Consider the following 25043-nt stretch of genomic DNA (forward strand, 5'->3'; position numbering starts at 1 on the left):
GGTCACGCCACCGCATCCAGCCCGCTGCGCTGAATGATCGACAGCAGCCGCAGAGCCGGTCCTCCCGGCTTCTTCGCGCCGCGTTCCCAGTCCGACACCAGGTTCTTTGAGACGTTGAGATAGCGCGCGAAGACTGGCTGCGAGACGTGCTCTGCCTCGCGGATCGCCTTGATCTCGTCGGGCGACAGAACCGGCGCAGGTGCAAGGCAGGCTTCGTCGAACTCGCGCATGGTGCGCTTGTCGATGTTGCCCGCATCGTGGACGCCTTCCATCATTTCGTGGACGGCAGCCATTGCCTCGCTCTTGTAGGTCTTTGCCTTAGCCTTGCTCATCGTCTTTCACCTCGACCAATCGGCCTGCTTCAATTTCCGTTTCGATCTGGTCTTCGCACAGTTCCAGCATGATGCTGGCAGCCTTGCGATAGACCTTCAGCTCCGCGGCACTCAGGTTCGCCTTGTCGCTCTTGGCAAAGGCAAACACGAATATGGCCCGCTCGCCCGAGCGGAAGATCAGGATCGAGCGATACCCGCCCGATTTGCCTCCGCCCTGGCGCGCGATGCGTTGCTTGATGAGGCCGCTGCCAAGATCGGCATCGATCAGCCCGGATTCGGCCCGATGCACGGCATCAGCAAGCGAGGCATCGCTGATCTTTTCCTTTGCCGCGAACTTGGCGAACCAGCGGTTGGCGTAGATGCAGATGCGCGGGTTCTCAGTCATGCAGCAACCGTCCACTATCATACTTAGTGTTGCGGCTCAATGAATATGAGCCGCTCATGTTTTGCTCGATCAGGTCGCCGATCCGCTGCGCTGCCTCGATTACATGCCCATCGTCAAGATGAGCATAGCGGGTCGTGGTCCGCACATCGGCATGACCGAGCAGCTTGCCGATCATAGGCAGGGTTTCAGAGTGGGCGGCGGCGTGGCTGGCAAAGCTGTGCCGCAGATCGTGAATGCGGACGCCGGGAAGGCCTGCTTCGTCGCGCAGCTTGCTCCACAGATTGCCGATATCGGTGATCGGGCGCTGGGTCGCCGGATTCCAGAACACGTAATGTTGCTTATCCCGGCGTGGCAGGGCGTGAAGGATCGTCGCTGCTGCCTCGCCCAGCCAGACCGTTCGCGGGCCGGTCTTGCTGTCGGTCAGCAGCAAGCGCCGCCCTCGCACCTCGCTCCATTTGAGGCAGGTGATCTCAGACTTGCGGCAGCCCGTCAGGATCAGCAGGCTGATCGCCGCGCAATGCAGCGGAAAGGTTTTGCCGTGCCGGTTGAGCACTTCCCCGATCCGCTTGAACTCCTGATCGGACAGGAAGCGCTCGCACTTCCGCCCCTTGTTCTTGCGAATGTAGAGACAGGGGTTCGAGCCTTCGGGGCGAACGCCCCATTGCTCCGCCTTGTTGAACATGGCGCGCAGGATTTCACCGCAACGATTGGCTGCACCGGGGCCACCGGTGTTGGTAATCCGGTTGAACCACTCCTGCACATGGCGTTCCTCGATCTCGTCAAGGAACAGGCCTTCGAACGCGCGGTCGAGATATTTCCGCTTGTAATAGCGATGGGTATAGAGCGTGGACGGTTTCCATTTGGGCGAAACCCGCTCCCAATAGGTTTTGAGGAAGTCGCGGTAGGACGGAACCTTGCGTAACCGCTTGCGATCCTCAGCCGGGTTGTCGCCGGTCTGGGCGCGGAGCAGAACGCGGCGCGCGACATCCAATGCCTGCGCGCGGCTGAGCACCTTGGCGTTGCCGATCGTCACCGTGCGGGTGCGCCCTTCCATTCGTGCCTGGACGATATAGACCTTGCGTCCGCTGGCATAATGCCGCGTCCCGAACCCTGGCAGTTCGCGCGTCCAGCAGGTCTTGCGCAGCTCTCCCAGGCCACCGCACTTGCCAATCACATGGAGTTTGAGGCTGCCCAGCTCCTCTGCGACGATCCCCCGCAGGGTCAGCGCATTCATTGTCCGACTCCGATCAGGCAGGCAATCGAGCCGGATACGCGCTCGGCGGCATCGGCCACGATCTCATCGGAGAGGTGCGCATATCTGGTCGTCGTTTCTGCCAGCGCATGGCCCAGCAGTTTGCCTATCACCATCAGCGAGATGTTGTCGCGGATTGCTACCGAGGCGAAGCTGTGGCGCAGGTCATGCAGCCGGACGTCCGGCAGGGCCGCACGGTTGCGGATTTTAGTCCAGTGAATGCCAAGACTGATCGGCTTGTCAGGGTTGCGGAACGAGGGGAATAGCAGGCCGGTGGGCTTCCGGTTTGGCAGGCCTGCGATCACATCGACGGCCTGCCGGTTGAGATAGACGATCTTCGCGCCGGTCTTGCTGTCGGGCAGCATCAGGCGCGGTTCCTGCACCCATTCCCAGCGCAGTTGCTCGATCTCGCCGCATCGCGCGCCGGTGAACATCAGCAGGCGGATCGCCGCGACGTAGTGCGGCTGCTCGGCCTCGTAATCCCGCAATGCTGTGGCAAGCCGCGCATATTCATGCGGCGACAGAAACCGCTCCATTGGCTTACGCTTGTAACGGGGCGTGCCTTTGCACGGATTGGAGCCACGCGGTCGCAGGCCAAGTCGCTCCGCGTATCCCATCATCACGGAGAAGACCGGCAGGGTGCGGTTGAACACGCCGGGGCGTTCGACAAAGCTGTCGCGCCAGAACAGGATGTCGCCCTTCGCCAGTTCGTCGATGCGCCGGTCGCCGAACGCGCGGAGGATTTCCTTGAAGATGGCGCTCTCGTTGCGCTTGCGGGTCGATGGTTTCCAGTGTCGCGAATAGTCAGCCCAGAAGCGTTCGGCGTAATCACGCAGCAACGGCGCATCGCTCTTCTGCGCAGCGCGGGCCTTCTTGCGTGTCGGCAGCCCATCCAGCGCCACCTCTGCCAGTTTCGCCCGCGCGAGGCGTCGGGCCGTGGCGGGCGAGATGTCGCGGGAAGTTCCAAGCGACACCCGCCGCAGCTTGCCGCGCTGGCGGAACAGGACAAACCACGTTCGCCTGCCGCCGGGATTTACCCGAAGGCCAAAGCCAGGCAGGTCTATGTCCCAATACTCGCGGATGCGCTTGCCCGGTTTGCGGCGGACTAAGTTGCCGTTGAGCCTTACCCGGTTCGACGGTTTGGCCTTTTCACCACTCCCGCGCCCTTTACTGAACTGATTCGTGGCTTCATTCTCTGGTAGCAGATAGCCATTTGCTTGCATTGACTTGCTCCTCTTCGTAAAGGAACAACTTCGCTTAACCTATTGCTTAATAATCTCTTTCTGCCGCATGGCGGCGTGGAGTGTGCTATCACTCTCGGGCTTTTTGGCGGCGATCCGGATGATGGGAAAAGCCAGGAGGGAGCGGACTCGAAAAATGGACCTGCAAGAGGCGCAAGCGGACGGGTGATGGGAACCTGATCGTCTGCCGGGAAGCTGTTCAAGCCGGGCGAACAGGAAAAAAGGAGGAAGCGCTGATGGATTCCTCCTCGTGGTTTTGAGATCAATATTCGTCGGCAAGATGGCCCGGCATCTGGTCAATCACCCGGTCCTTCAGATGAGCCGGAAGTGCCCGATAATCGCCCTCATCAAGGCCGATATATCCATGCTCATAACCGGTCAGGATATATTGGGTGAAGGCGCTACGCGGGACACGCGCCCCGGGACAATTCAACGCGTTTTTGAAGTCAGTCCTATTGACGTTCGCTCGTACCGTGCCTGTCAGTTAAGTGGTCCTGTCAATTCCTCCTGTTGATGGAATGTTTCGCGTCAGAATGTGATAGGACACACGGCAGAAGACACGCAAAATCAGCAAAGGTTTCTTGGCGCAAATAGTGGGAGTTCGCCGTTCTCAAAACGCGCCGTCGGCGCACGTCATACTGGTGCATCGAGAGGAGAGATTTTCCCCTTCCCGGGGGGCAATACGCTCGTAAAATGTTCATTGGAGGAAGTGGTCGGCCTCTGCTCGATATTCCCCTTATAGCAGAACAGAAGGGACTCCATCGGCGGTACCAGAACAATAGCGCACCCACGCGTCCATGAGTTTCACCCGCGCACCGGGATTCTCAGGCGTACCGAGATACGTTGTACGGCGATAGGCGGCCTGAACTGCGTCTGGTGTTTTGTGCGCTAATGCAGCCTCAACCACGGCATCCGGGAGCCCCTCATTCGCTGCCCAATCGGTAAATGCGGAACGAAAGCCGTGCACGTGGAACGGCTCGCTCATGTCGCGCATAACCTTGAGCAGAGTCATGTCAGACATCGGCTTGCCCGACACGCGGGGGAAGACAACGTCAGTTCCTTCCCTTCGCAATGCGGCCGCTTTCGCCAACGCTACGAGCGCAGCGTCAGATAGTGGTACGACGTGCGCCCTGTTTCGCTTCATGTGATCGGCGGGAATCGTCCACAGACGATCATCGAGATTGAACTCGTCCCATGTTGCCAGCCGAACCTCTTGCGACCGCGTTGCGGTCAAGATCAGCAGTTCCAATGCCAACCGTCCGAAGAAAGGTCTGCGCCGCAAAGCCGTCAGGAACGGAGGCACAGCGACATAAGGCATCGCCTTGCGGTTTTCGCGTTGCTTCACCTGACGTGGCAGCCCGCGTCCAGCTTTCAGGCTGCTGTTGCCGGAAGGAGCTTCGGTTGATCGCCATCCCTTGGCATGGGAGTAGTCCAGCACCGCACAAATCCGGTTTCGCACCTGCCGGGCGGTTTCGGGTATTTCCTGCCAGATCGGCGTGAGGACTGAGATGATGTCGGCAGCGGTGATTCCGCCCGTCGTCTTACCGCCAAGCTTTGGGAAGGCGTAGTTCTCCAGGCTTGCCAGCCACTGGCGACCGTACACATTGCTCTTCCAGCCTGCCTCGTTCTCCGAGTGATATTGTGTGGCAGCTTCGCGGAAAGTGATTTTGGCTGCCTCCTCATCCTTGCGCTCGGTCAGCACATCCCGCTTTTCGACTTTTACCGCCTTGCGGAGTTCGGCAGCCTTCGCGCGCGCTTCGGCCAGCGTCACCAGCTTCGGGCTACCTAGTCCGATGTCCTGACGTTTGCCATCGCGCTGGATTCGCAGCAGCCAATAAGCTCCCCCTCTTTTGTCGACTCTGAGAACCAATCTGTCGCCATCCTGATAGGTGCCCGGATTTGCGAAAGCGGCCTTAACCGCAACCGCCGTGAGTTTGCCCATCAGTTACTCCCACATCTTTGCCGCCCTTGTGGGAGAAGTGAAGTGTGGGAGTAAGTCAATCTCCTCCCACATCCCTCCCACACTGCATTCCGGCTGCAAGTGGACGGGAGTGGTCGAAAGCGGACTATGCAGATGACAATACCCTAGGTTTTCCGGGATTTCTAGGGATTTTAGCGGATGGTGCGGGAATAGAAGGTGGTGGACAGGGCTGGATTCGAACCAGCGTACGGAAACCCGGGCAGATTTACAGTCTGCTGCCTTTAACCACTCGGCCACCTGTCCATTGGCGCCGATATGCCGCTGATGCGGCTGGCGAAGGCGGCTCAATGGCGAAAGGAAGCTTGCCTGTCAAGGCAAGCACGTCCAAAAGACGCGCAATTTTTCATCCTGTTTGCAAGAAAGCCCGCCGCCATGGCCAAAGGACGCCGCCCGCAACGTAATAAAAGTGGCCAGCCGAGCCAACAACCCCGCTTTTGGGGACGCCATGCCGTCGCCGCCGCGCTCGATAATCCGGAACGCCGCGTGCGCAAAATCTGGGCAACGCGCGAAACCGCTGCGGTGTTCGAAATTCCGTCCGACATTCCGGTCAATTTCTGTGATGCGGGCGATATGGGCCGGATGGTGCCGGGCGATGCGCCGCATCAGGGGATTGTCGCAGAGGTCGATCCGCTGGAACATATGCTGCTCGCCGAATTGCTCGACCAGAATGCGGATAACCAGCGCCCGCTCATCGTCCTCGATCAGGTCACCGATCCGCATAATATCGGCGCGATCCTGCGGTCGGCGGCGGCCTTTGATGCCATCGGCATTGTCACGCAAGACCGCCACAGTCCTGCCGAATCAGGCACGATTGCGCGCGCGGCGGCGGGTGCGCTGGAAATTGTGCCTTGGGTGCGCGTCGTTAATCTGGCGCGCGCGCTGGAAGAGATTGAAGATGCAGGCTTTTGGCGCATCGGGCTGGATGGCGAAGCGGAGCGCACGCTTGCCGAAACCATCGGCACCAGCCGCGTCTGCCTTGTGCTGGGCGCAGAAGGCGAAGGGATGCGCCGCAACACTATCGAACATTGCGACATTATCGCCAAATTGCCGATCAATGAAGCAATGGAAAGCCTGAACGTCTCCAATGCCGCCGCGATCGCACTCTATGCGGTTGCCACCGCCAAATAATCTGGCACATTGGGTCTAGGGCCGGACTCGGCGCGTCGTTCATTCACGAAAAGGGGCATTTTTCCATGCACATATCCAATCCGGTCAAGCTTGCAGCGGCGCTCGTCCTGCCGCTCCTCCTTGCCGCCTGCTTCTTCATTCCCGGCAAGTTCGCATCGTCGATGGAGGTCACCAAGGACGGCAAGTTCAGCTTTGCCTATAAGGGCGAAATTGTCGCTATTTCGGGCGACAAGCCGACCGGTGGATCGACGGACAAGACCGACGAAACATTCGAAGCAAGCTGCGTTACCGAAGATGACGCGCCGCGTGACTGCACGGCTACGGAAGTCGCCGAGCAGCGCAAGGAATGGGACGCAGGCGCGGCCGTTCGCGCCAAAGCCAAGGCGGACGAGGCGCGGGACAAGGGCGAAGCGATGGTCGCGATGATGGGCTTTAATCCCAATGACCCGAAAACGATTGAGGCCTTCACCGCCAAATTGCTGAAGCAGAAAGGCTGGCGCAGCGTCGTCCAGAAGGGCGACGGCGTGTTCGAGGTCGATTATGCAATCAGCGGCACGCTGGACCGTGATTTTGTCTTTCCGCTGATCCCCGATGTCGCCTTGTCGCCGCCTATGGTGGTTGCGCGGGTGCGTAATGACAATAGCGTTAGCATCGAAGCGCCCGGCTTTGGTAATAAGGATATAGACGGCAGGTCGATGATGGGGGCAGGTGCGCCCGGTGGTCTTGGCGCAGGCGCGCAAGGCAAGACCGATGGCAGCTTCACCCTCACCACCAATGGCGAAATCCTCACCAATAATACCGATAATGGTCCGTCGGCAGACGCGGCGAAGCCGGGATGGCGCAGCATGAAATGGGCGGTGAACCCGCAATCGAAAAAAGCACCGGAAGCATTGATCCGCTTCGGGCGGTGAGGGTCGGTTCAGGCTGAGGGGCGTCCTTCGACAAGCTCAGGACTAACGGGTTTAATGTGGGTTCGTCAGGCTTTTTGGCTAACCAGTGACAAACAAAAGCCGCGCCCAATCATTGGCGCGGCTTTTTTTCATTATGGAGGCGCGCGTCTCATGCCGGAACGCGCTCCCCGCGTTTAATCTTCTTCGGCGATGACCACGCGCATCCCGTCGAGCGCATCGGTCATTTCAAGCTGGCACGACAGGCGCGAACGGCCGTCGCGATGGCTTGAACTGTCAAGCAAATCATCTTCATCGGGGCTGATCGCGGGCAATTTTCCGTCCCAATCGCCGTCAATATGGACATGGCAGGTCGCGCACGAACAACATCCGCCGCACAGCGCAAGAATTTCGTCGAAGCCATTGTCGCGGATATTTTCCATGACACTCAAACCGGTCTTGGCTTCGACCGGATGTTCGGTGCCATCGCGCGTGACGATTATCAGCTTCGGCATTGCACAATATTCCTTTTCTTTAATAACCCGAGTAAAATACGCGGCGGGATATGTCTTGCTGTCCGGACGAAATCAAGGCCTACATCGGAAAAGCGTCAGCGATGAGGACAAGTAAAATATGGGACTGAGCAACGAAAAGTTGCACGCGGGGCTGGATGCCCTTGCCGAAATCGAGCCGCGCATCGCCTATGCACTTGAAGTTGCGGGCTATCCCGAAACGCGGCGGCGCGACAAAGGCTATGCCACTTTGCTGCGCACTATTGTCGGGCAACAGGTGAGCGTCCATGCGGCGGCATCGGTATGGCGCAAGCTGGAAGCGACATTGGGCGAAGGCTGTGCGCCCGCTAGCCTGCTCGCCGCCGAAGAGGATGCGCTGCGCGGGTGCGGCCTGTCGCGCCAGAAACAAAGCTATGCGCGCAGTCTGGCCGAACTGGTCGAAAGCGGCGCGCTCGATTTTGCCGCGCTCCCGTCCGATGACGAGGAGGCGATTACGATGCTCACCCGCGTCAAGGGAATCGGGCGCTGGTCGGCGGAAATTTATTTGCTGTTTGCCGAAGGCCGCGCCGACATCTGGCCCGCTGGCGACCTTGCAGTGCAGGAAGCGGTCAAGCGCATCATGGGCTTATCTACGCGCCCTTCCGAAAAAGAAACCCGCGCCATCGGTGAAAATTGGCGCCCGCATCGCGGGGCTGCGGCAATTTTTGCTTGGCACAGCTATAATATTGATGCGCTGGGGTAAAAGACGCACCGCATCGCATTTGCGCATCCGCGACCAGTCTCTCTACCGGCTCACTATTTTCACTTGTGTAAGTAATTTGCTTGACGCCCGCAAAAAATTCGCGACGGTGGCGACCAAATCAAGGAGAGGGGTAAAGCGATGAGCAACGCACGCAAGGCTATTTTCATTACCGGTGGCGGATCGGGGATCGGGCGCGCGGTGGCCATCCATTTTGCCAATCAGGGCTGGTTTGTCGGCCTCGCCGATGTGAACGAAACGGGATTGGCCGAAACCGCCGCACTTCTTCCCAAAGGGCAAAGTTCGACGCATCGCATGGATGTGACCGACCGCACGCAATGGCGCGCCGCGCTGGAGCGTTTTTCTGCTGCAAGCGGCGAGCGGATGGATGTGTTGTTCAACAATGCGGGCGTCGGCTATGGCGGTCATTTTCCGGAGCTTGAACCCGAACGCGCCGAGCGCATGATCGCGATCAATTTCACCGGCGTAATGAACGGCGTTTATGAAGCCCTGCCCTTGCTCAAGGCGACACCGGGAAGCGCCATTCTCAACACCTGTTCGGCGGCGGGCATTTATGGCGCGGCGGGCCTCAGCGTCTATTCCGCAACCAAATTTGCGGTGCGCGGGCTGACCGAAGCACTCGACATCGAATTCCAGGATTATGGCATCAAGGTGCGCACCATCATGCCGAGCTTTATCGACACGCCACTGCTGAACGAAACCGTCCCCGGTTCCAATGAAACCTCGCGCGAACGGGTGCGTGCGGCAGGGCTTGAATTCACGCCGGTCGAAACTGTTGCCCAAACCGCCTGGGATGCGGTGCATGGCAAGAAGGTCCATTATATCGTCGGCAAAACGGCCAAGAAACTGGCCTTCGCCGCCAAATGGATGCCCGGCCAAATCCGCAAGATGCGCGGCAAGATGGAAGCGAGCAGCCGTTCGTAACAGCAGGCAGAAAAGAGAGCGGGGGCCGTAGCCCCCGGAGCAATGCTCCCAAACGGTCAATTCCGTTTGGCCTTATTTGGTGCGATTAGCTTGTTAACAGCCAGAACCGCGATTTCTGAGACAATGAATGTCTGCTTGAAATTCAACTATGTCAAGCCGCTTTCCATAGCTCAAAGAAGGCGTTCAATAGCCTTGGCGAGCGTGATGTCGCGTTCGGACAGGCCATTGGCGTCGTGCGTCGTCAGCAGGATTTCGACGCGGTTATACACATTGGTCCATTCGGGGTGATGGTCATGCTTTTCGGCGAGCATCGCAACCGCGCTCATAAACGAAAAGGCTTCGACGAAATCGTCAAATTCCAATCCCAGCACAATCGCGTCGCGTTCGCTGTCATATTCCCAATCACCATGTTCGCCCAAGAAAACAAGGCGTTCGGCTTCGGATAATTTCTTGACCATGTGACACTCTCCCTAGCTGGCATTTGCGCGTTCGAGAGCCTATGGGACAGGCATGGAGCCGGGTCAATCGCCACACTATCTGAAGCTGCAAAAGGTCGCGTGCGTGCGCGGCGGGCGGATGCTGTTTCGCGGGCTGGACCTCACCCTTGGCGCGGGCGATGCGGCATTGCTGACGGGTCCCAATGGCGTCGGCAAGTCGAGCCTGTTGCGGTTGTGCGCAGGGTTGCTCCAGCCTTTTTCGGGGACCGCCACGCGCGTCGCCGCCCTGTCGCTGGCGGATGAAAATCTCGCGCTCGACCGTGAGGCAAGCCTGCGCAACGCGCTCCGCTTCTGGGCGATGATCGACGGGCAAGCGATGGCGGCGGTCGATACAGCGTTAGAAGCCATGGCGTTGCGCGCACTGGCCGATATTCCTGTGCGGATGCTCTCCACCGGCCAGCGCAAGCGGGCAGGTCTGGCGCGCACATTGGCAAGCGGCGCGCGCCTTTGGCTGCTCGACGAGCCTGCCAACGGGCTTGATATTGACAGTATCGCGCGGCTTGAGCGCGCGATTGCCGATCATCGCGCGCAAGGCGGCGCGGTGCTGGTCGCCTCGCATCTGCCGCTCGCTATGACGGGCGCGCAAAATATCACGCTTGCGCCTTTTGTCGATGACAGCGCGCAGGAGGTCGCCCGATGAGCGCCTTCCTCACCCTTGTCTTCGCCCTTATCCGCCGCGACCTGTTGCGCAGCGCAACCAGCGGCAGCTTATGGCTTCCGGTCATCTTCTTCCTGCTGGTCGCAACGCTTTATCCCTTTGCGGTCGGCCCCAATCCCGAAATGCTCGCACGCACCGGCGGCGGGATGCTGTGGGTCGCGGCACTTTTGGCCGCGCTCCTTCCCGTCGACCGGCTTTTCCTGGCCGACAAGGAAGCGGGCGTGCTTGACCAACTCGCGGTGCGCGGCGTGAGCGACGAGATTGTCGTCCTCGCCAAACTCGTCGCGCATTGGTTGGGCTTTTCCATACCGTTGCTCATCGCCTGTTTTCCGGCCTCGGCGCTGCTCAACCTGTCGGGGGAAAGCTTGGCGCTGCTCCTCACCGGACTCCTCATCGGCTCGCCCGCTTTGGCAGCCCTCGCCGTCATGGTCGCCGCACTCACCACTGGATTGCGCGGGGCAGGCGCGATCGGCGGCCTCCTCCTCCTCCCCCTCGCCGTCCCCATCCTGATTTTCGGTGCGGGCATGTTAGGCAGCGAAAGCGGCGCGGCCATCAAATTTCTGGCCGCAAGCTCGCTCTTCCTCACCGCCATCTGCCCGTTCGCGGCAGGCGCGGCGTTGCGGGGCGCACGCGCTTAATCGCCACGCCTATTTCGGCTCCTATTTCGGGGACACAGGCGCTACCGCGACCAGCGGGCGAAAATGGCGGTGGGTAATAATAATCCGCGCGCTTCTTCACGGACGGTGAGTTCGCCACATTCGACCTTGCCGCCAAGGTCGGCGAAATGCTGGTTGAGCAATTCGCCGATAGCGAGTGCGGACATGCGGACCGCATAGACGGTCAAAAACAGGAAGCGGCTATCCTCGTCGAGCAATTGGCGGCAATTGGCGATGAGGCTCGGCAAATCTTCTTCAAGCTTCCACACTTCGCCATCGGGACCACGGCCATATTTGGGCGGATCGAGCAGGATGCCGTCATAACGCCGCCCGCGCCGCACTTCGCGCGCGACAAATTTGGAGGCATCATCGACGATCCAGCGCACCGGTTTATCCGCCATGTCAGACAGCGCAGCATTGTCGCGCGCGGCAGCGACCGATTTTTTAGACGCGTCGACATGGACCATCTCGGCCCCCGCCGCGCTCATCGCGAGCGTGCCGACGCCGGTATAGCCGAACAAGTTCATGATGTTGGGCGCTTCCATGTCCGATACTTGCGCACGCATCCAGTCCCATACCGGGGCCATATCGGGAAAGAAACCCAAATGGCGGAACGGGGTGCAGCTTGCCTGGAATGTCACTTCATTCCAATGGAGCGGCCAGCCTTCCTGCGGCACCGGACGGTCATAGGTCCAACGCCCCCCGCCATCTTCATCGGACGCGGGCATAAACTCGCCATCGGGGTCCCAGCCCTGTTGCGCAGGCGCCCACATGGCTTGCGGTTCGGGGCGGATGAAGCGGTAATCGCCATAGCGTTCGAGCTTCATGCCGTGGCCCGAATCTATGAGGCCATAATCGCCCCACGGTTCGCCGACCATCGTAAGCAGCGGGATCTGGCTCATGCTGCGTCCTTGGCTGCGCCCTTGCCGGGCGTCGCGTGGGCGGTCACATAATCACGCACCGCTTCATAGGTGCCGGGGAGTTTTTCATAGCGTTCCTCCCGTTCGAACAGGCTGCCGATGCGCGCCGGAAGCGCGGGGCGAACGCCGGTGGAGCGTTCCACCGCATCGCGAAACTTGGCCGGATGCGCGGTCGCCAGCGTGACGACTGGCACCGACGGATCAAGCGCCACCTGCCGCGCTGCGGACAGGCCGACGGCGGTGTGCGGGTCGATCATCTCGCCCGCCGCATCATAGGCCCAGCGCAGCGCCTGCATCATCTGGTCGCTGTCCGCGCGCGCACTGGTGAAGAGTTTCCCCGCGCCCTCACGTTGCGCATTGGTAAGTTGCATCGCCTTGGCGGCCTCAAAGCCGCGCATCTGTTCGGCCAGCGCCGCACCATCGCGCCCGCCTGCATCGAACAGCAAGCGTTCAAAATTGGAACTCACCTGAATATCCATGCTTGGCGTCGCGGTGGGCGTCACGGTCGAGGTCGAATAGTCGCCCGACGACAGAGCGCGGTGGAGAATGTCGTTGACGTTGGTGGCAACGATAAGCTGCTCGATAGGCAGGCCCATTTGCGCCGCCACATAGCCCGCAAACACATCACCGAAATTGCCGGTCGGGACCGAGAAGGCAACTTTGCGCGCAGGCGCTCCCAGACGCACAGCGGCGTAGAAATAATAGACGACCTGCGCCATCAACCGCGCCCAGTTGATCGAATTGACCGCCGAGATGGTGAATTTATCGGTCACGTCCCTATCGGCAAAGATGCGCTTCACCATCGCCTGCGCATCATCAAAGCTGCCGTCAATCGCGATATTATGGACGTTGGGCGCGATCACCGTGGTCATTTGCCGCCGCTGCACATCGGACACGCGACCATCGGGATGGAGCATGAAAATGTCGATCTTGGCGCGGCCTGCTACTGCATCAATCGCCGCCGACCCGGTATCGCCGGAGGTCGCGCCGACAATCGTCAGATGATCGTCGCGATTGGTGAGGAAGCGTTCGAAGAAAAGCCCGAGCAGTTGCAGCGCAACATCCTTGAACGCCAAGGTCGGCCCGTGGAATAATTCCAGCACCCAATGCTGATGGTCGAGTTGCTTCAAGGGCGTGACGGCGGCATGGCTGAAGCGGCCATAGGCGGCTTCGCACAGGTCGCGTAACTCTTGTTCGGTGAGGCTTCCTGCTACGAACGGGGCCATCACCCGAACGGCGGTTTCGACATAGGAAAGGCCGCGTAGCGCGGCAATGTCGCCCTCGCCCATCTGTGGCCAATGGCGCGGCACATAAAGGCCGCCATCGCTGGCCAGCCCCGTGAGCGTCACATCTTCAAACCCCAGCGCCGGAGCGCCCCCGCGTGTGCTGATATAGTCCATGGGAAAAAGCGCCTATCGCCCCAAGCCTTGCGGGGCAAGCGGTTTGGCGTTTGCGGGGCGATAGGGCGGCTATTCTATCCGCCCCTCCCGTCATTGCGAGGAGCAAAGCGACGAAGCCATCCAATGTTGGCGCATCGCGACTCTGGATTGCCGCGCGCCTGCGGCGCTCGCAATGACGGGGATGTTTTGTGTGCATCGCGTCATGCCCTCACCCAAACCCGCTAGCCCTGAGCTTGTCGAAGGGCGGCCATAAGGCATACACAAGCCCGATAGACGTCCTTCGACAAGCTCAGGACTTGCGGTTGTTTTGCAGGCTCAATCCCGCGCGCGGCGTTTCAGGGCCAGCACGTAAATAATCCCCGCCACCAGAGCGAAGAAAAACCATTGTCCGGCATAGGCCAGATGGTTGTTCGGTATGTCATCCAGATTGGGCGGCTCATTTGCTTGCAGCCCTGCAACCGGCGGATCGGCAATAAGCCGCACGCCGGTTTGTGTGTCGGGCATGAGCGTGCCGCTAAGCTCGCCACCCTTCCAGTCCGGCGCGGCAATATCGTCCGACCAGCCGAGGACCGCGCGGAATGTGATGCGCGTTTTGCGTTCATCCATTGACGTGCCGGGCGAAAAGGCGTTGCAGGTGACGACATGGGCGAGCCCGCTTTGCTTGGCGGCATTACGCCCCGCGCTGCTGATTGCATCATAGGGCGTATAGCAATGCGCGGCGCTCTTGCGGAAATAATAAGGGTCGAGCGGCTTATTTTTATCAAGCGGGAAATCGACCGGCGGCTTGTGCGCGGCGGCGGCATAGGTGACGAGCAGCCCTTCCTTCCACTTGGCGCGCTGGAGTTGCCAGATGCCGAGCGCGATCATCGTAGCGATGGCAGCGGCGACCAACAGGGTCGGAAGGATCGGCCAACGCCGGGGCATGATTATTCGTCCTGCACAGGCGGTGACGGAGGCGCGGATGCGGATGCCGCAACCAGCTTGCCTTCCGCCGCCGCTTTGCGATGCTCCTGAATGAGCAGCATCCCCTTGGCCGCGCGTAGGGTCGCGACGACTAGAAAGGCGGTGAGCGGCACCCAGAGGAGGATATGCACCCAAAAGGGCGGCATCACGGTGAGTTCCAGCGCCATCGCCAGCGCCGTCACCAGCCCGCCGACAATCAGCGTCAAAAAGGCCGCAGGGCCATCGCCGACATTATATTGGTCATAATCAAGCCCGCACGCGCCACAGCTTGTGGCAAAGCGGGTCGGCCCTGCGAACAGCGTCTTGGCCCCGCAGCGCGGGCACAAACCTTGAAGGGCAGCCTGCACTAATGCGGGCTGCCCTCCGGTGGATTGCTTTTCAGCGTCTGGCATCAGCGCGCCATTATCCGTGGACCGGAGCGCCCCAGCCACCCCAGACATAAACGACGAGGAAGAGGAACAGCCACACCACGTCAACGAAGTGCCAATACCAAGCCGCCGCTTCAAAACCGAAATGCTGTTTCGGGGTGAAGTGGCCCTTATAGGAGCGCACCAAGCAGACGATCAGGAAGATCGTACCGATGAGAACGTGGAACCCGTGGAAACCCGTCGCCATCATGAAGGCCGAACCATAGTTGGTGCCGGTGAAGTTGAACGGCGCATGGGCATATTCATAGGCCTGGATGATCGAGAAGATCGCGCCAAGGATAACCGTCAGCCACAGACCACGGATGAGGTTCTTGCGGTCATTGTTGAGGAGCGCATGGTGCGCCCAGGTCAGCGTCGTCCCCGAACAGAGCAGGATCAGCGTGTTCAGAAGCGGCAGGCTCCACGGATTGATAACCGTGATACCCTTGGGCGGCCATTGCATCAGTGTGCTGGCAATGTCCTGACCGATCATATTGGTCGATGCACCATCGACGATTTCAAGCGGCGAAGGGAAGAGCGAGAAGTCGAACCACGCCCAGAACCAACCGACGAAGAACATGACTTCCGAGGCAATGAACAGGATCATGCCATAGCGCAGGTGCAGCGACACGACTGGCGTATGATCGCCCGCATGGGCTTCCTTCACCACATCGGCCCACCACATGAACGCGCACGCACATACGGCGATGAGGCCAGCGAAAAAGACCCACGGCCCAAGCTGTCCGAAGTCGGATTTGTGCATCCACATGATGCCGCCAAAGGCCAGCGCAAGCGCCGACATTGATGCCGCGAACGGCCACGGGCTTGGCGGGAGAATATGATAATCGTGGTTCTTGGCACCAGCCATGTTGGTCTTCCCCATATTTTCTGGACCTATCCGGTAAGGCTCCCTGCGCCTTGCCGGTGGCCCGGATGAATCTTCAAATTAGCGTCGCCTTACTGGCCCGCGCCCTGCCCGTCCAGCGTTTTGGCCGCTCCCGGATCATTTGCACTGGGATAAAAGGTATAGCTCAGCGTGATTTCCTCTATATCCTTCGTATCCGGATCGTCCATAATTTTCGGGTCAACATAGAATAAAACCGGCATCCGGACTTCCTGACCCGGCTCCAGCCTTTGTTCGTTGAAGCAGAAACACTGGATTTTGTCGAAATATTGGCCCGCCTGGGTCGGCGTCACATTATAGGTCGCCATGCCGACAATCGGACGCGAGGACACGTTTTTGGCAAGGAAAATTGCCATGTTGCGCTCGCCGATGCGGACGGTCTGGGTCGGATGTTCGGGTTTGAACTCCCACGGCAGGTCGGGCGAAATGTTGGAATCAAAGCGGATCGACATGGTCTTGTTGACCACCACCGCACGCTCCAGCGCCATCACTTCATCCACCCGCTGGGTCGTGCCGCCAAAGCCCGTCACCTGACAGAAAAGGCGATAGAGCGGCACCGAGGCATAACCCACTCCGACCATCGCCACCGCCATCAAAGCGGCCAAAATTCCGGTGCGTTGATTATTGTCGAGTGCAGCGAACATCACATCATCCCGTTCCGTATTTTCTCAATGGTGATAAAATAAAATAGCAGCACGAGCGCGCCTAGGATCAAACCCGTGACAATCGCCCGGCTTTTCTGGCGGCGCCGATACTCCGCTTCGTCAAAGGGTTCATGATCCGACATAGGGGAGGCTCCCGGAAACGAGCAGCCAGCGGTCTATCGCCACGACTGCAAAAAGGGTGAAAAGATACAGGACCGAAAAGCCGAACAACCGCTTTTCCGCGCGCATTTCGGCGGGGTCACTGGCATTGCCCAAGCCGACGCGCACCGCCATCAGCGTGAAAATCGCGCTGAAAATGATGGCGGTCACACCATAAAGCCAGCCGGTCAGGCCAAGCGGCCAAGGCGCGACCGCAATCGCCGACATGATGAGGGTATAGACAACAATCTGGTTGCGCGTCTTGCGATGCCCCGCGACCACGGGCAGCATCGGGATGCCCGCATTGGCATAATCGGAGCGCACGAACAGCGCGAGGCTCCAGAAATGCGGCGGCGTCCAGAAGAAGATAAGCAGGAACAGCAAGAAGGGCAGCAAGCTGATGTCGCCGGTTGCCGCGGCCCAGCCGATCATCGGCGGGAAAGCGCCTGCCGCGCCGCCAATCACAATATTTTGCGGCGTGCGCGGCTTCAACCAGATGGTGTAGATGACTACATAGAAAAGGATCGAGCCAGCCAAGACGGCCGCCGCGAGCCAATTGGCCGCAAGCCCCATCAGCGCCACCGAGAAAACCGACAAGCCGACCCCGAAATGGAGTGCCGAGCTTTTCTCCATGCGACCCGCAGGCAGCGGACGCTTGGCGGTGCGTTTCATTTTGGCGTCGATTTCGGCTTCATACCATTGGTTGAGCGCGCCGCTGGCGCCTGCCCCCAAGGCAATCGCCAATATCGCGGTAAAGCCCAGCACGAACGGCATATGCACGCCCGATGCGAGCAGGCCGCACAGCGCGGTGAAAATCACCAGACTCATCACGCGCGGCTTGGTCAGCGCGAAAAAGTCGCGCCAGTCGGCGGGGAGCGCCGGACTTTGCCCGTCAGACGGGGTTGAAGAAGGTAGCACAGGCGTTGCCATATTCCGGATCAAATTCGCGTCAAATCTTGCTCTACTGGAAAAGGGGCCAGTCCGCCGGACCAGCCCCCTCCCCTATTGTCATCTCTTGCCCGTCGCTTAGGCGATCTTGGGCAGGGTTTCGAACTGGTGGTACGGCGGCGGCGAGGACAAGGTCCACTCCAGCGTCGTCGCGCCTTCACCCCACGGGCTGTTGCTAGCCTTTTTACCAGCCATAAGCGACCAGACGAGGTTCACGAAGAAAATGCCGACGCCCACGATGGTGATCATATAGCCGATCGACGCGATATAGTTCCACAGCGCATAGCCTTCGGCAAAGTCGGGATAGCGACGCGGCATACCCTGTTGGCCGAGGAAGTGCATCGGGAAGAACACAAGGTTCACGCCGATGAAGAACACCCAGAAATGGAGGTGGCCCAACGCTTCGTTCATCATCCGGCCCGACATTTTCGGGAACCAGTAATAGAAGCCCGCGAACAGCGCGAACACCGCACCCAGCGACAACACATAGTGGAAGTGCGCCACCACATAATATGTGTCGTGCATATAGTTGTCGACGCCGCCATTGGCGAGCACAACGCCCGTCACGCCGCCTACGGTGAACATGAAGATGAAGCCAAGCGCCCACACCATCGGGGTCTTGAACGACAGCGAACCGCCCCACATCGTCGCGATCCACGAGAAAATCTTGATGCCGGTCGGCACCGCGATCACCATGGTTGCGGCGGTGAAGTACATCTTGGTGTTCACGCTCATACCGGTGGTGAACATGTGGTGCGCCCACACGATGAAGCCGACCACGCCGATGGCGACCATCGCATAGGCCATGCCGAGATAACCGAAGATCGGCTTGCGGCTGAAGGTCGACACGATGTGGCTGACCATGCCGAAGCCGGGCAGGATCATGATATAGACTTCGGGGTGGCCGAAGAACCAGAAGAGGTGCTGGTAAAGAACCGGATCACCACCGCCCGATGCGGTAAAGAAGGTCGTGCCGAAGTTACGGTCGGTCAAAAGCATGGTGATGGCAGCAGCCAGAACCGGCAGCGACAACAGCAACAGGAATGCGGTGACCAGCACCGACCAAACGAACAAGGGCATCTTGTTGATGGTCATGCCGGGGGCACGCATGTTGAAAATGGTGGTGATAAAGTTCACCGCACCCAAAATCGAGCTGGCACCGGCCAAGTGGAGCGACAGGATCGCCATATCCACCGCTGGCCCCGGCGAACCGGTGGTCGACAGCGGCGCATAGACGGTCCACCCCGTCGCCGCACCATTGCCCAGGCCGCCGGGCACGAAGGTCGAGCCGAGCAGCAGCGCAAAAGCCGGAATGAGCAGCCAGAAGCTGATATTGTTCATGCGCGGGAAGGCCATGTCCGGCGCACCGATCATGATCGGCACGAACCAGTTACCAAAGCCGCCAATCATCGCGGGCATCACCATGAAGAAGACCATGATAAGGCCGTGCGCGGTAATCAGCACGTTCCACAAATGCTTGGCCTGCGTCACATCGGTGCCGCCGACCCAGCCTTGCAGATATTGCAGGCCCGGATGCATCAGTTCGAGACGCATCATGCCCGAAATCGCACCACCGATAATCCCCGCGACAATCGCGAAAATCAGGTAGAGCGTGCCAATGTCCTTATGGTTGGTGGACATGAACCAGCGGGCAAAAAATGCCGGCTTGTGATCCGCATCATGATGGTCGTGTGCATCATGGAAATCTGCGGGATTTGCGGTTGTATCAGTCATCGTCACAATCCCTTATTTGGCAGCAGGCGCATCAGCTTTTTCAGCCGGTGCAGCCGCAGCCTCGGTCTTCGGTTCAGCGGCTGCAGGAGCCGCCTTGGTGTCTGCAGCAGGCGCCGGAGTCGCAGCCGGTGCCGCAGCATCGGGCTGGGCCGTGCCGGGCATGGTGCCGCCGTTAAAGGCTACCCACTGTTCAAATTTATCCTGAGGCAAGGCTTCGACCGCGATCGGCATATAGCCATGGTCGACGCCGCAAAGCTCCGAACATTGTCCATAATATACACCCGGACGGTCGACAGTGAAAGTCACCTCGTTAATCCGGCCCGGAACCGCGTCAATCTTGGTCCAGAAAGCAGGCACCGCAAAGCTGTGGATAACATCCGCACCGGTGACGAGGAGCTTGATCGGCTTGCCGACAGGGATGACCATACGGTTATCGACCGCAAGGTGGGTCGGCTCGCCATTGGCCTTGGCCTGGTCTTCGGTCAGCATCTTCGAGATAAGCTCGAACCCGCCATGATCGGGATATTGATAGCCCCAATACCATTGGTAACCCGTCACCTTGATCGTCACCGCATCCTTGGGCGCGGGCTGATATTGCTTGGCAATCAGCTTGATCGAGGGGACTGCAACGAGCAGCAGGACGAAAATCGGAATGACCGTCCACAAAACTTCGATGAGCGTATTGTGCGACGTTTTCGACGGCGTGGGGTTCGCGCCCTGACGGTAGCGCATGATGACCCAGAGCAGCAGCCCCAAGACCATCAACGAAATCGCGACGATGATCGGGAGCAGGATCATATTCGACAACCAATAGGCATATTCGCCATTGGCAGTGACCTGATGCTGGAAGTCGAGACCACCATCAATCGGCTGACCGATGCCCGGCGTGGGCTTCATCGGAACATAGCTGCCCTTGGGCGCAGGCTTTGCATCAGCCGCCGCAGCGTCAGCAGCAGGGGCCGCCGTTGCCGGAGTCGCCGCCGTGGTGGCGGGCACCGCGTCGGTCGCCGCCGATTGCGCGGGGGCAGCAGTAGGGGCCGCAGCCTGTTCCTGCGTCGCGGCTGCCGGAGTCGCGGCCGGAGCAGCAGGGGCCGCCGTCTGGGCTCCCGCAGCTTGGGCGACCATCAGCGATGCCGCCAATAAAATCCCTTTAATTTTCATCATATCGTCCCGATTTTACCCTGTTTTTCACACAACCGCCGGTGCTGTGCGAGGTGCCGTCCGGCATTAATCCGGACATTACCTGTTTGGTATAAGATTCCGGCCCCGAAATTCAGGGCAAAAATCCGGTTATCGGGCCGCCTATAACCGCGCTTGCCGCTTGTCTCAAGCGTCTCGTCGCACTATTTTCCGTTGGCACCCCATTTTTTCGGGCGCATAGGGTGCCACGATAACAAGAAAGAGCGATATATCCGATGACCGAAGATGAAGTTTTAGCGGAATTCCGCGCCTGCCACGCGCTACTTGAGGGGCATTTTATTTTATCGTCCGGGCGTCATAGCGCCCATTATCTGCAATGCGCGCGCGTGTTGATGAACCCCGAACGCGGCGGAAAGCTTGCGGTTGCGCTTGCGCAAAAGCTGCCGCGCGATGTGCGCCACCAGATCGAACTGGTCGTCTCGCCCGCAATGGGCGGCGTCATTATCGGCCATGAAGTCGGGCGCGCGCTCGGCGTCGATGCGATTTTCCTCGAACGCCCGACCGGCACATTCGAATTGCGGCGCGGGTTCGACATCAAGCCGGGGCAAAAAATCCTGATGGTCGAAGATGTTGTCACCACCGGCCTGTCCTCGCGCGAAGCAATCAAGGCGATCCATGAAGCGGGCGGCGAGGTGATCGCGGCGGCATCGCTGGTGGACCGCACCGGCGGCGAGGTCGATTTGGGCGTCCCCTTTTATCCGCTCGTCGAGCTGAACTTCCCGACCTATGCGGCGGACGAGGTTCCGGCGGCCCTGGCGGCAGTGCCGACCACCAAGCCCGGCAGCCGCAAGGAAGCGGAAGCCGCCTGATCCCATGACGCACTCGCCCCAGCATTTGCGCCTCGGCGTCAATATCGACCATGTCGCGACCATCCGCAACGCGCGCGGCGGCGACCATCCCGATCCGGTCAAGGCCGCGCTTATCGCTGCCAAAGCGGGCGCGGACGGTATTACCGCGCATTTGCGTGAAGACCGCCGCCACATCCGCGATGAAGATATCGCCGCGCTGATGGATGCGCTCACCATTCCGCTCAATCTGGAAATGGCCGCGACCGAGGAAATGCTGGAGATTGCGCTGCGCCACAAGCCACACGCCGCCTGCATCGTCCCCGAACGGCGCGAGGAGCGCACCACCGAAGGTGGCCTCGATGCGGCGGGGCAGGATAATCATCTGAAACCCTTTATTGCGCGGCTTAATGACGCCAATATCCGGGTGAGCCTGTTCATCGAACCCGACCCCGCGCAGGTTGAAGCGGCGATCCGGCTGAAAGCGCCGGTGGTCGAATTCCACACCGGGCGTTATGCCCATCTGGAAGGCGAAGCGCGCGCGGATGAATTGAAGCGCATTGCCGATGCGGCGGCACTCGCAGCGAAAAACGGTATTGAACCGCACGCGGGTCATGGTCTCACTTATGATAATGTCGTGCCGATCGCCGCGATCCCGCAAATCGCCGAACTCAATATCGGCCATTTCCTCATCGGCGAGGCGATCTTTGACGGGCTCGATGCAAGCGTGGCTAAGATGCGGACGCTCATGGACACGGCGCGGTGAGGACGAACGCCAAGCCAATTCCCCTCCCGCTTGCGGGAGGGGCTAGGGGAGGGCTTGTCAGGGACGAGAATGCTCTAACAATAACATTCCCTCCCCCGACCCCTCCCGCAAGCGGGAGGGGAGACTTATGATCATCGGCCTCGGTTCTGACCTCTGCAATATCGAGCGTATCCAACATTCGCTCGACCGGTTTGGCGAGCGGTTTGAAAATCGTGTGTTCACCGACCTTGAGCGCGCCAAGGCGGCCAAGCGCCCGTTCACCCGCGCGGGCACCTATGCCAAGCGTTTCGCCGCCAAAGAGGCTTTTTCCAAAGCGGTCGGCACCGGTTTCAAGCGCGGTGTATTCATGAAAGATATTGGCGTCATCAATGCGCCTTCGGGCGCGCCTACCCTCGCGTTGACGGGCGGAGCCAAGGCCCGACTCGACGCCATCACCCCGCCCGGCATGGTCGCCATCGTGCATTTAACCTTGACCGACGACCATCCTTGGGCACAAGCCTTTGTCATCATCGAAGCGCATCCGCGCTCCGTTCCTTAAAGCGAGTATCCTGTTACGTGACTGACCTGCAAAGCACCGAAGCCACTTCCGCCTCCGCCGACAAAAAGAAGGAGGACGATAAGGTTGATTGGCTGGGCGAAATCAAAAGCATCGCGCTGCTCATCCTTGCGGTGCTGGTGGTGCATAGCTTTATCGTGAAGCCTTTTTACATCCCGTCCGAATCGATGATGCCCAACCTGCTCGTCGGCGACCGGTTGGTGGTGACCAAATATCCTTATGGCTGGTCCTTCACCGCGCCGAGCTTTCACGTGATGCCGCCGACCGAAGGCCGCTTCATGGGCAAGCTGCCCGAACGCGGCGATATTGTAATCCTTGAGCCGACCGATAAGCGCGAAGATTATATCAAGCGCGTCATCGGCCTGCCCGGTGATCGCCTCGAAGTGCGCGGCGGCACGGTGATTTTGAACGGCACGCCGGTCAAACAGCAAGTCATGCCCAATTTGCAGATCCCGGTCGATGCCAATGCGCCATGCGACGAGCGCCAGTTTTTTGGCCGCCGCATTACCAAGGCTGATGGCACACAGGTTTGCGACCTCCCGATCATCCGTGAAACGCTCCCCAATGGCGTGAGCTATAACACGATCGACCTTGGCATGACCGATGTCGATAATTATCCGCCGACCACCATCCCCGACGGCCATGTGTTCGTCATGGGCGACAATCGCGACCGCAGCGCGGATAGCCGCGTGGACCTCGACCGCGACGGCCTTGGCGGACCGGTGCCGTGGGAAAATCTGGGCGGACGCGCGGAATTCATCACCTTCTCGATGGATGGCAATGCCAAATGGTATAATCCGATCAGTTGGTTCACCGCGATGCGCTCGGGCCGCGCGGGCGACAGCTTGCGCGTCCATCCGGCGGAACAACCGGCGCAAGCTGCGAAATAAGCTTTGGGGGGGTGAGGGCTTCGCCCTGCCCCCTCTCTTACCCCTTTCTATCCCTGCGCCTTTCCGGCCCTCCGCTTTTCTGCCCCTGTACCTCCCCCAACATCCGTTCGCCTGGAGCGAAGTCGAGAGGCCGCACCCTTTCTCGTGTCTCGACTGCGCTCGACACGAACGGCGAAGGAAGGCCCCCTGCTTTCCTAAACGCCGATTTCGCCAAATTCCGAGCACCCGACCCCGCAAATATAATCACCTTCCTCCACGAAGGAGAATGAAGGTGAGCCTTGCCTCCAACCAACAAAAAAGCGCCGGAAACCTTAAGGCTCCGGCGCTTGTTCAATCTCTCGGGATTGGCGGATAAGTGTCAGGCTTACTGCCCCTTAGGCGCTCCACCACCCTGGCCGCCCTGTTGCTGCATTTGCTGCATCATCTGTTGCTGCATCATCTGCTGCATCGCTTCGACTTCGGCCTGCGAGCGGAAGTCGAGCAGGTCGACGTCGAAATGGAGGTCGCTATTGGCGGGGATTACTTCCTTGCCGCTCTGGTCATGCTTGGCTTCCTTGCCATAGCCGAGTTCGGGCGGGATCACGATTTTGTACGAGCCGCCCTTTTTCATGCGCTTCAACGCCTGCGAAAAGCCGGGGACGACCGAGCCGACCGGCATCGGGGCTTGCTCTTGTTGGTCGAACACGGTGCCATCGGCCAGTGCGCCCTTATATTTGATAAGCGCAATGTCGGTGTCGGTCGGGCTGGGACCGGTGCCTTCCTTCACCACGGTAAAGTCGATCGCGGGGATGCGCGTTGTCCACCAGCCATAAGCGAGCGCCAGCACCGCCAGCGCGATAATGCCGACCCACAAAGTGGTAAGCGCGCTCTTTTTGACCGGCTGCAACGGAACGGCGGTAACGGTGGACATGGGCAATAACCTTTATGGCAAAAATGGCATGGATGCTGTGCGCGGCCTATACCCATAGCGCGGCAAAGGTCAAAGCAAGAAAAGCGGCGGCAAAAGGCCGAGGCGTGAATCGCGCCCAAGAAAAAAGGCGACCTTGAAAAAGGCCGCCCTTATTCGATTCGCATATCCGTTACCGCTTCATAGCGGCGCGTTATCCTTACCGGATACCGTCACGTTCCATGCGCTTGCGTTCCATCTTGCGCGCGCGGCGAACAGCGGCCGCTTTTTCGCGAGCCTTCTTTTCGCTGGGCTTTTCATAATGACGACGCAGCTTCATTTCGCGATAAACACCTTCCCGCTGCAACTTCTTCTTGAGCGCACGAAGGGCCTGATCGACATTGTTATCGCGAACCATAATCTGCATAAAAAACCACACTCCAAGCGTAAATTCATCAAGTTGCCGACCCCGAAAAGCCCGCACAAACACGGGCATTTCCCATCATTCACCCGCAAATTAAAAGGCATATGAAAGGGGCCGTCGCGAATCCCTGTCCGCGCCGTAAGGCCGCGCCTCTACCAGCAGAATCACCCAGAGACAAGCCTAAAGCCCGATTTTTCGACGAAATGCGGCGCGCCCACGCGAAGCCTCGCGCGAGCATAAGGGG

At 59.7% G+C, this 25043-nt stretch carries 28 protein-coding genes and 1 tRNA gene; 10 read left to right on the top strand and 19 right to left on the bottom strand.

What is annotated here, in order from left to right:
• Window positions 1–2 precede the first annotated feature (2 nt).
• The 6 genes from DMP17_RS08430 to DMP17_RS08455 all read right to left on the bottom strand — a co-directional run bounded on the left by DMP17_RS08430 (window position 3) and on the right by DMP17_RS08455 (window position 5434).
• Entirely contained in the window at window positions 3–332 is a 330-nt protein-coding gene (locus DMP17_RS08430) for a helix-turn-helix domain-containing protein (RefSeq protein ID WP_337828624.1), read from the bottom strand.
• Window positions 319–717, bottom strand: a complete 399-nt coding sequence (locus DMP17_RS08435; RefSeq protein WP_337828625.1) for a type II toxin-antitoxin system RelE/ParE family toxin — start codon at window positions 715–717, stop codon at window positions 319–321. Before DMP17_RS08435 ends, DMP17_RS08430 begins: the two co-directional genes overlap by 14 nt.
• Complete coding sequence (locus DMP17_RS08440; protein ID WP_337828626.1) at window positions 710–1951, bottom strand: tyrosine-type recombinase/integrase; 1242 nt, start codon at window positions 1949–1951, stop codon at window positions 710–712. Before DMP17_RS08440 ends, DMP17_RS08435 begins: the two co-directional genes overlap by 8 nt.
• Window positions 1948–3192 (bottom strand): tyrosine-type recombinase/integrase, encoded by a 1245-nt coding sequence (locus tag DMP17_RS08445; protein WP_337828627.1) that lies wholly within the window; start codon window positions 3190–3192, stop codon window positions 1948–1950. Before DMP17_RS08445 ends, DMP17_RS08440 begins: the two co-directional genes overlap by 4 nt.
• Window positions 3193–3946: 754 nt before the next feature.
• Window positions 3947–5152 (bottom strand): tyrosine-type recombinase/integrase, encoded by a 1206-nt coding sequence (locus DMP17_RS08450; protein WP_337828628.1) that lies wholly within the window; start codon window positions 5150–5152, stop codon window positions 3947–3949.
• A gap of 196 nt (window positions 5153–5348) precedes the next feature.
• A tRNA-Tyr gene (locus DMP17_RS08455) sits at window positions 5349–5434 on the bottom strand.
• Window positions 5435–5446: 12 nt separating this feature from the next.
• On the opposite strand from DMP17_RS08455, the gene rlmB reads away from it, so the two are divergent.
• Together rlmB and DMP17_RS08465 are read left to right on the top strand one after the other, a co-directional pair.
• Window positions 5447–6319, top strand: a complete 873-nt coding sequence (gene rlmB, locus DMP17_RS08460) for a 23S rRNA (guanosine(2251)-2'-O)-methyltransferase RlmB (RefSeq protein WP_337828629.1) — start codon at window positions 5447–5449, stop codon at window positions 6317–6319.
• 65 nt (window positions 6320–6384) lie between these two features.
• Window positions 6385–7230: a hypothetical protein gene (locus tag DMP17_RS08465; protein WP_337828630.1), complete on the top strand. Its 846-nt coding sequence runs from the start codon at window positions 6385–6387 to the stop codon at window positions 7228–7230.
• A 173-nt stretch (window positions 7231–7403) separates the two neighbouring features.
• Here the strand turns inward: DMP17_RS08465 and DMP17_RS08470 are convergent, their stop codons facing one another.
• Window positions 7404–7721, bottom strand: coding sequence for a 2Fe-2S iron-sulfur cluster-binding protein (locus DMP17_RS08470; protein ID WP_337828631.1), 318 nt, complete (start codon window positions 7719–7721; stop codon window positions 7404–7406).
• Window positions 7722–7839: 118 nt separating this feature from the next.
• On the opposite strand from DMP17_RS08470, the gene DMP17_RS08475 reads away from it, so the two are divergent.
• Window positions 7840–8460 carry a DNA-3-methyladenine glycosylase family protein gene (locus DMP17_RS08475; protein WP_337828632.1) on the top strand — a complete coding sequence of 207 codons (621 nt, stop codon included), beginning with the start codon at window positions 7840–7842 and terminating at the stop codon, window positions 8458–8460.
• A 138-nt stretch (window positions 8461–8598) separates the two neighbouring features.
• A complete protein-coding gene (locus DMP17_RS08480; RefSeq protein WP_337828633.1) occupies window positions 8599–9402 on the top strand; it encodes an SDR family oxidoreductase in 804 nt (267 codons plus the stop codon).
• Window positions 9403–9572: 170 nt separating this feature from the next.
• Here DMP17_RS08480 and DMP17_RS08485 read toward each other — a convergent pair whose 3' ends face one another.
• Window positions 9573–9860, bottom strand: a complete 288-nt coding sequence (locus DMP17_RS08485) for a 4a-hydroxytetrahydrobiopterin dehydratase (RefSeq protein ID WP_337828634.1) — start codon at window positions 9858–9860, stop codon at window positions 9573–9575.
• 52 nt (window positions 9861–9912) lie between these two features.
• On the opposite strand from DMP17_RS08485, the gene ccmA reads away from it, so the two are divergent.
• Window positions 9913–10539: a heme ABC exporter ATP-binding protein CcmA gene (gene ccmA, locus DMP17_RS08490; RefSeq protein ID WP_337828635.1), complete on the top strand. Its 627-nt coding sequence runs from the start codon at window positions 9913–9915 to the stop codon at window positions 10537–10539.
• The gene (locus tag DMP17_RS08495; RefSeq protein ID WP_337828636.1) at window positions 10536–11195 is read left to right on the top strand and encodes a heme exporter protein CcmB; all 660 of its coding nucleotides are present in this window, start codon (window positions 10536–10538) and stop codon (window positions 11193–11195) included. Before ccmA ends, DMP17_RS08495 begins: the two co-directional genes overlap by 4 nt.
• Window positions 11196–11236: 41 nt before the next feature.
• Here the strand turns inward: DMP17_RS08495 and DMP17_RS08500 are convergent, their stop codons facing one another.
• The 9 genes from DMP17_RS08500 to coxB form a co-directional block, all read right to left on the bottom strand.
• A complete protein-coding gene (locus DMP17_RS08500) occupies window positions 11237–12115 on the bottom strand; it encodes a class I SAM-dependent methyltransferase (protein ID WP_337828637.1) in 879 nt (292 codons plus the stop codon).
• Window positions 12112–13533 (bottom strand): threonine synthase, encoded by a 1422-nt coding sequence (thrC, locus tag DMP17_RS08505; RefSeq protein WP_337828638.1) that lies wholly within the window; start codon window positions 13531–13533, stop codon window positions 12112–12114. Before thrC ends, DMP17_RS08500 begins: the two co-directional genes overlap by 4 nt.
• A 315-nt stretch (window positions 13534–13848) precedes the next feature.
• Window positions 13849–14457: an SURF1 family protein gene (locus DMP17_RS08510; protein ID WP_337828639.1), complete on the bottom strand. Its 609-nt coding sequence runs from the start codon at window positions 14455–14457 to the stop codon at window positions 13849–13851.
• Between the two features lie 2 nt (window positions 14458–14459).
• On the bottom strand, window positions 14460–14888 hold the full coding sequence (locus DMP17_RS08515; RefSeq protein WP_337828640.1) for a DUF983 domain-containing protein: 429 nt from the start codon (window positions 14886–14888) through the stop codon (window positions 14460–14462).
• 10 nt (window positions 14889–14898) lie between these two features.
• Window positions 14899–15786 carry a cytochrome c oxidase subunit 3 gene (locus DMP17_RS08520; protein WP_337828641.1) on the bottom strand — a complete coding sequence of 296 codons (888 nt, stop codon included), beginning with the start codon at window positions 15784–15786 and terminating at the stop codon, window positions 14899–14901.
• A gap of 74 nt (window positions 15787–15860) precedes the next feature.
• Entirely contained in the window at window positions 15861–16451 is a 591-nt protein-coding gene (locus tag DMP17_RS08525; RefSeq protein WP_337828642.1) for a cytochrome c oxidase assembly protein, read from the bottom strand.
• A gap of 129 nt (window positions 16452–16580) precedes the next feature.
• The gene (locus DMP17_RS08530; RefSeq protein WP_337828643.1) at window positions 16581–17540 is read right to left on the bottom strand and encodes a heme o synthase; all 960 of its coding nucleotides are present in this window, start codon (window positions 17538–17540) and stop codon (window positions 16581–16583) included.
• 96 nt (window positions 17541–17636) lie between these two features.
• Window positions 17637–19292 (bottom strand): cytochrome c oxidase subunit I, encoded by a 1656-nt coding sequence (ctaD, locus tag DMP17_RS08535; protein WP_337828644.1) that lies wholly within the window; start codon window positions 19290–19292, stop codon window positions 17637–17639.
• 12 nt (window positions 19293–19304) lie between these two features.
• Entirely contained in the window at window positions 19305–20456 is a 1152-nt protein-coding gene (gene coxB / locus DMP17_RS08540; RefSeq protein WP_337828645.1) for a cytochrome c oxidase subunit II, read from the bottom strand.
• A gap of 251 nt (window positions 20457–20707) precedes the next feature.
• Between coxB and pyrE the strand changes: the two genes are divergently transcribed.
• The 4 genes from pyrE (at window position 20708) to lepB (ending at window position 23489) form a co-directional block, all read left to right on the top strand.
• Window positions 20708–21301, top strand: a complete 594-nt coding sequence (gene pyrE / locus DMP17_RS08545; protein WP_337828646.1) for an orotate phosphoribosyltransferase — start codon at window positions 20708–20710, stop codon at window positions 21299–21301.
• 4 nt (window positions 21302–21305) lie between these two features.
• The gene (locus DMP17_RS08550; RefSeq protein WP_337828647.1) at window positions 21306–22043 is read left to right on the top strand and encodes a pyridoxine 5'-phosphate synthase; all 738 of its coding nucleotides are present in this window, start codon (window positions 21306–21308) and stop codon (window positions 22041–22043) included.
• 127 nt (window positions 22044–22170) lie between these two features.
• The gene (gene acpS, locus DMP17_RS08555; RefSeq protein WP_337828648.1) at window positions 22171–22581 is read left to right on the top strand and encodes a holo-ACP synthase; all 411 of its coding nucleotides are present in this window, start codon (window positions 22171–22173) and stop codon (window positions 22579–22581) included.
• On the top strand, window positions 22530–23489 hold the full coding sequence (gene lepB, locus DMP17_RS08560; protein ID WP_337828649.1) for a signal peptidase I: 960 nt from the start codon (window positions 22530–22532) through the stop codon (window positions 23487–23489). The genes acpS and lepB overlap by 52 nt, the downstream gene beginning before the upstream one ends.
• A 364-nt stretch (window positions 23490–23853) precedes the next feature.
• Here the strand turns inward: lepB and DMP17_RS08565 are convergent, their stop codons facing one another.
• Together DMP17_RS08565 and rpsU are read right to left on the bottom strand one after the other, a co-directional pair.
• Window positions 23854–24399, bottom strand: a complete 546-nt coding sequence (locus DMP17_RS08565) for an FKBP-type peptidyl-prolyl cis-trans isomerase (protein WP_337828650.1) — start codon at window positions 24397–24399, stop codon at window positions 23854–23856.
• 196 nt (window positions 24400–24595) lie between these two features.
• Window positions 24596–24871, bottom strand: coding sequence for a 30S ribosomal protein S21 (rpsU, locus tag DMP17_RS08570; protein ID WP_337828651.1), 276 nt, complete (start codon window positions 24869–24871; stop codon window positions 24596–24598).
• Window positions 24872–25043: the final 172 nt, after the last annotated feature.

Source organism: Pseudonocardia sp. TMWB2A (genome assembly GCF_017312135.1).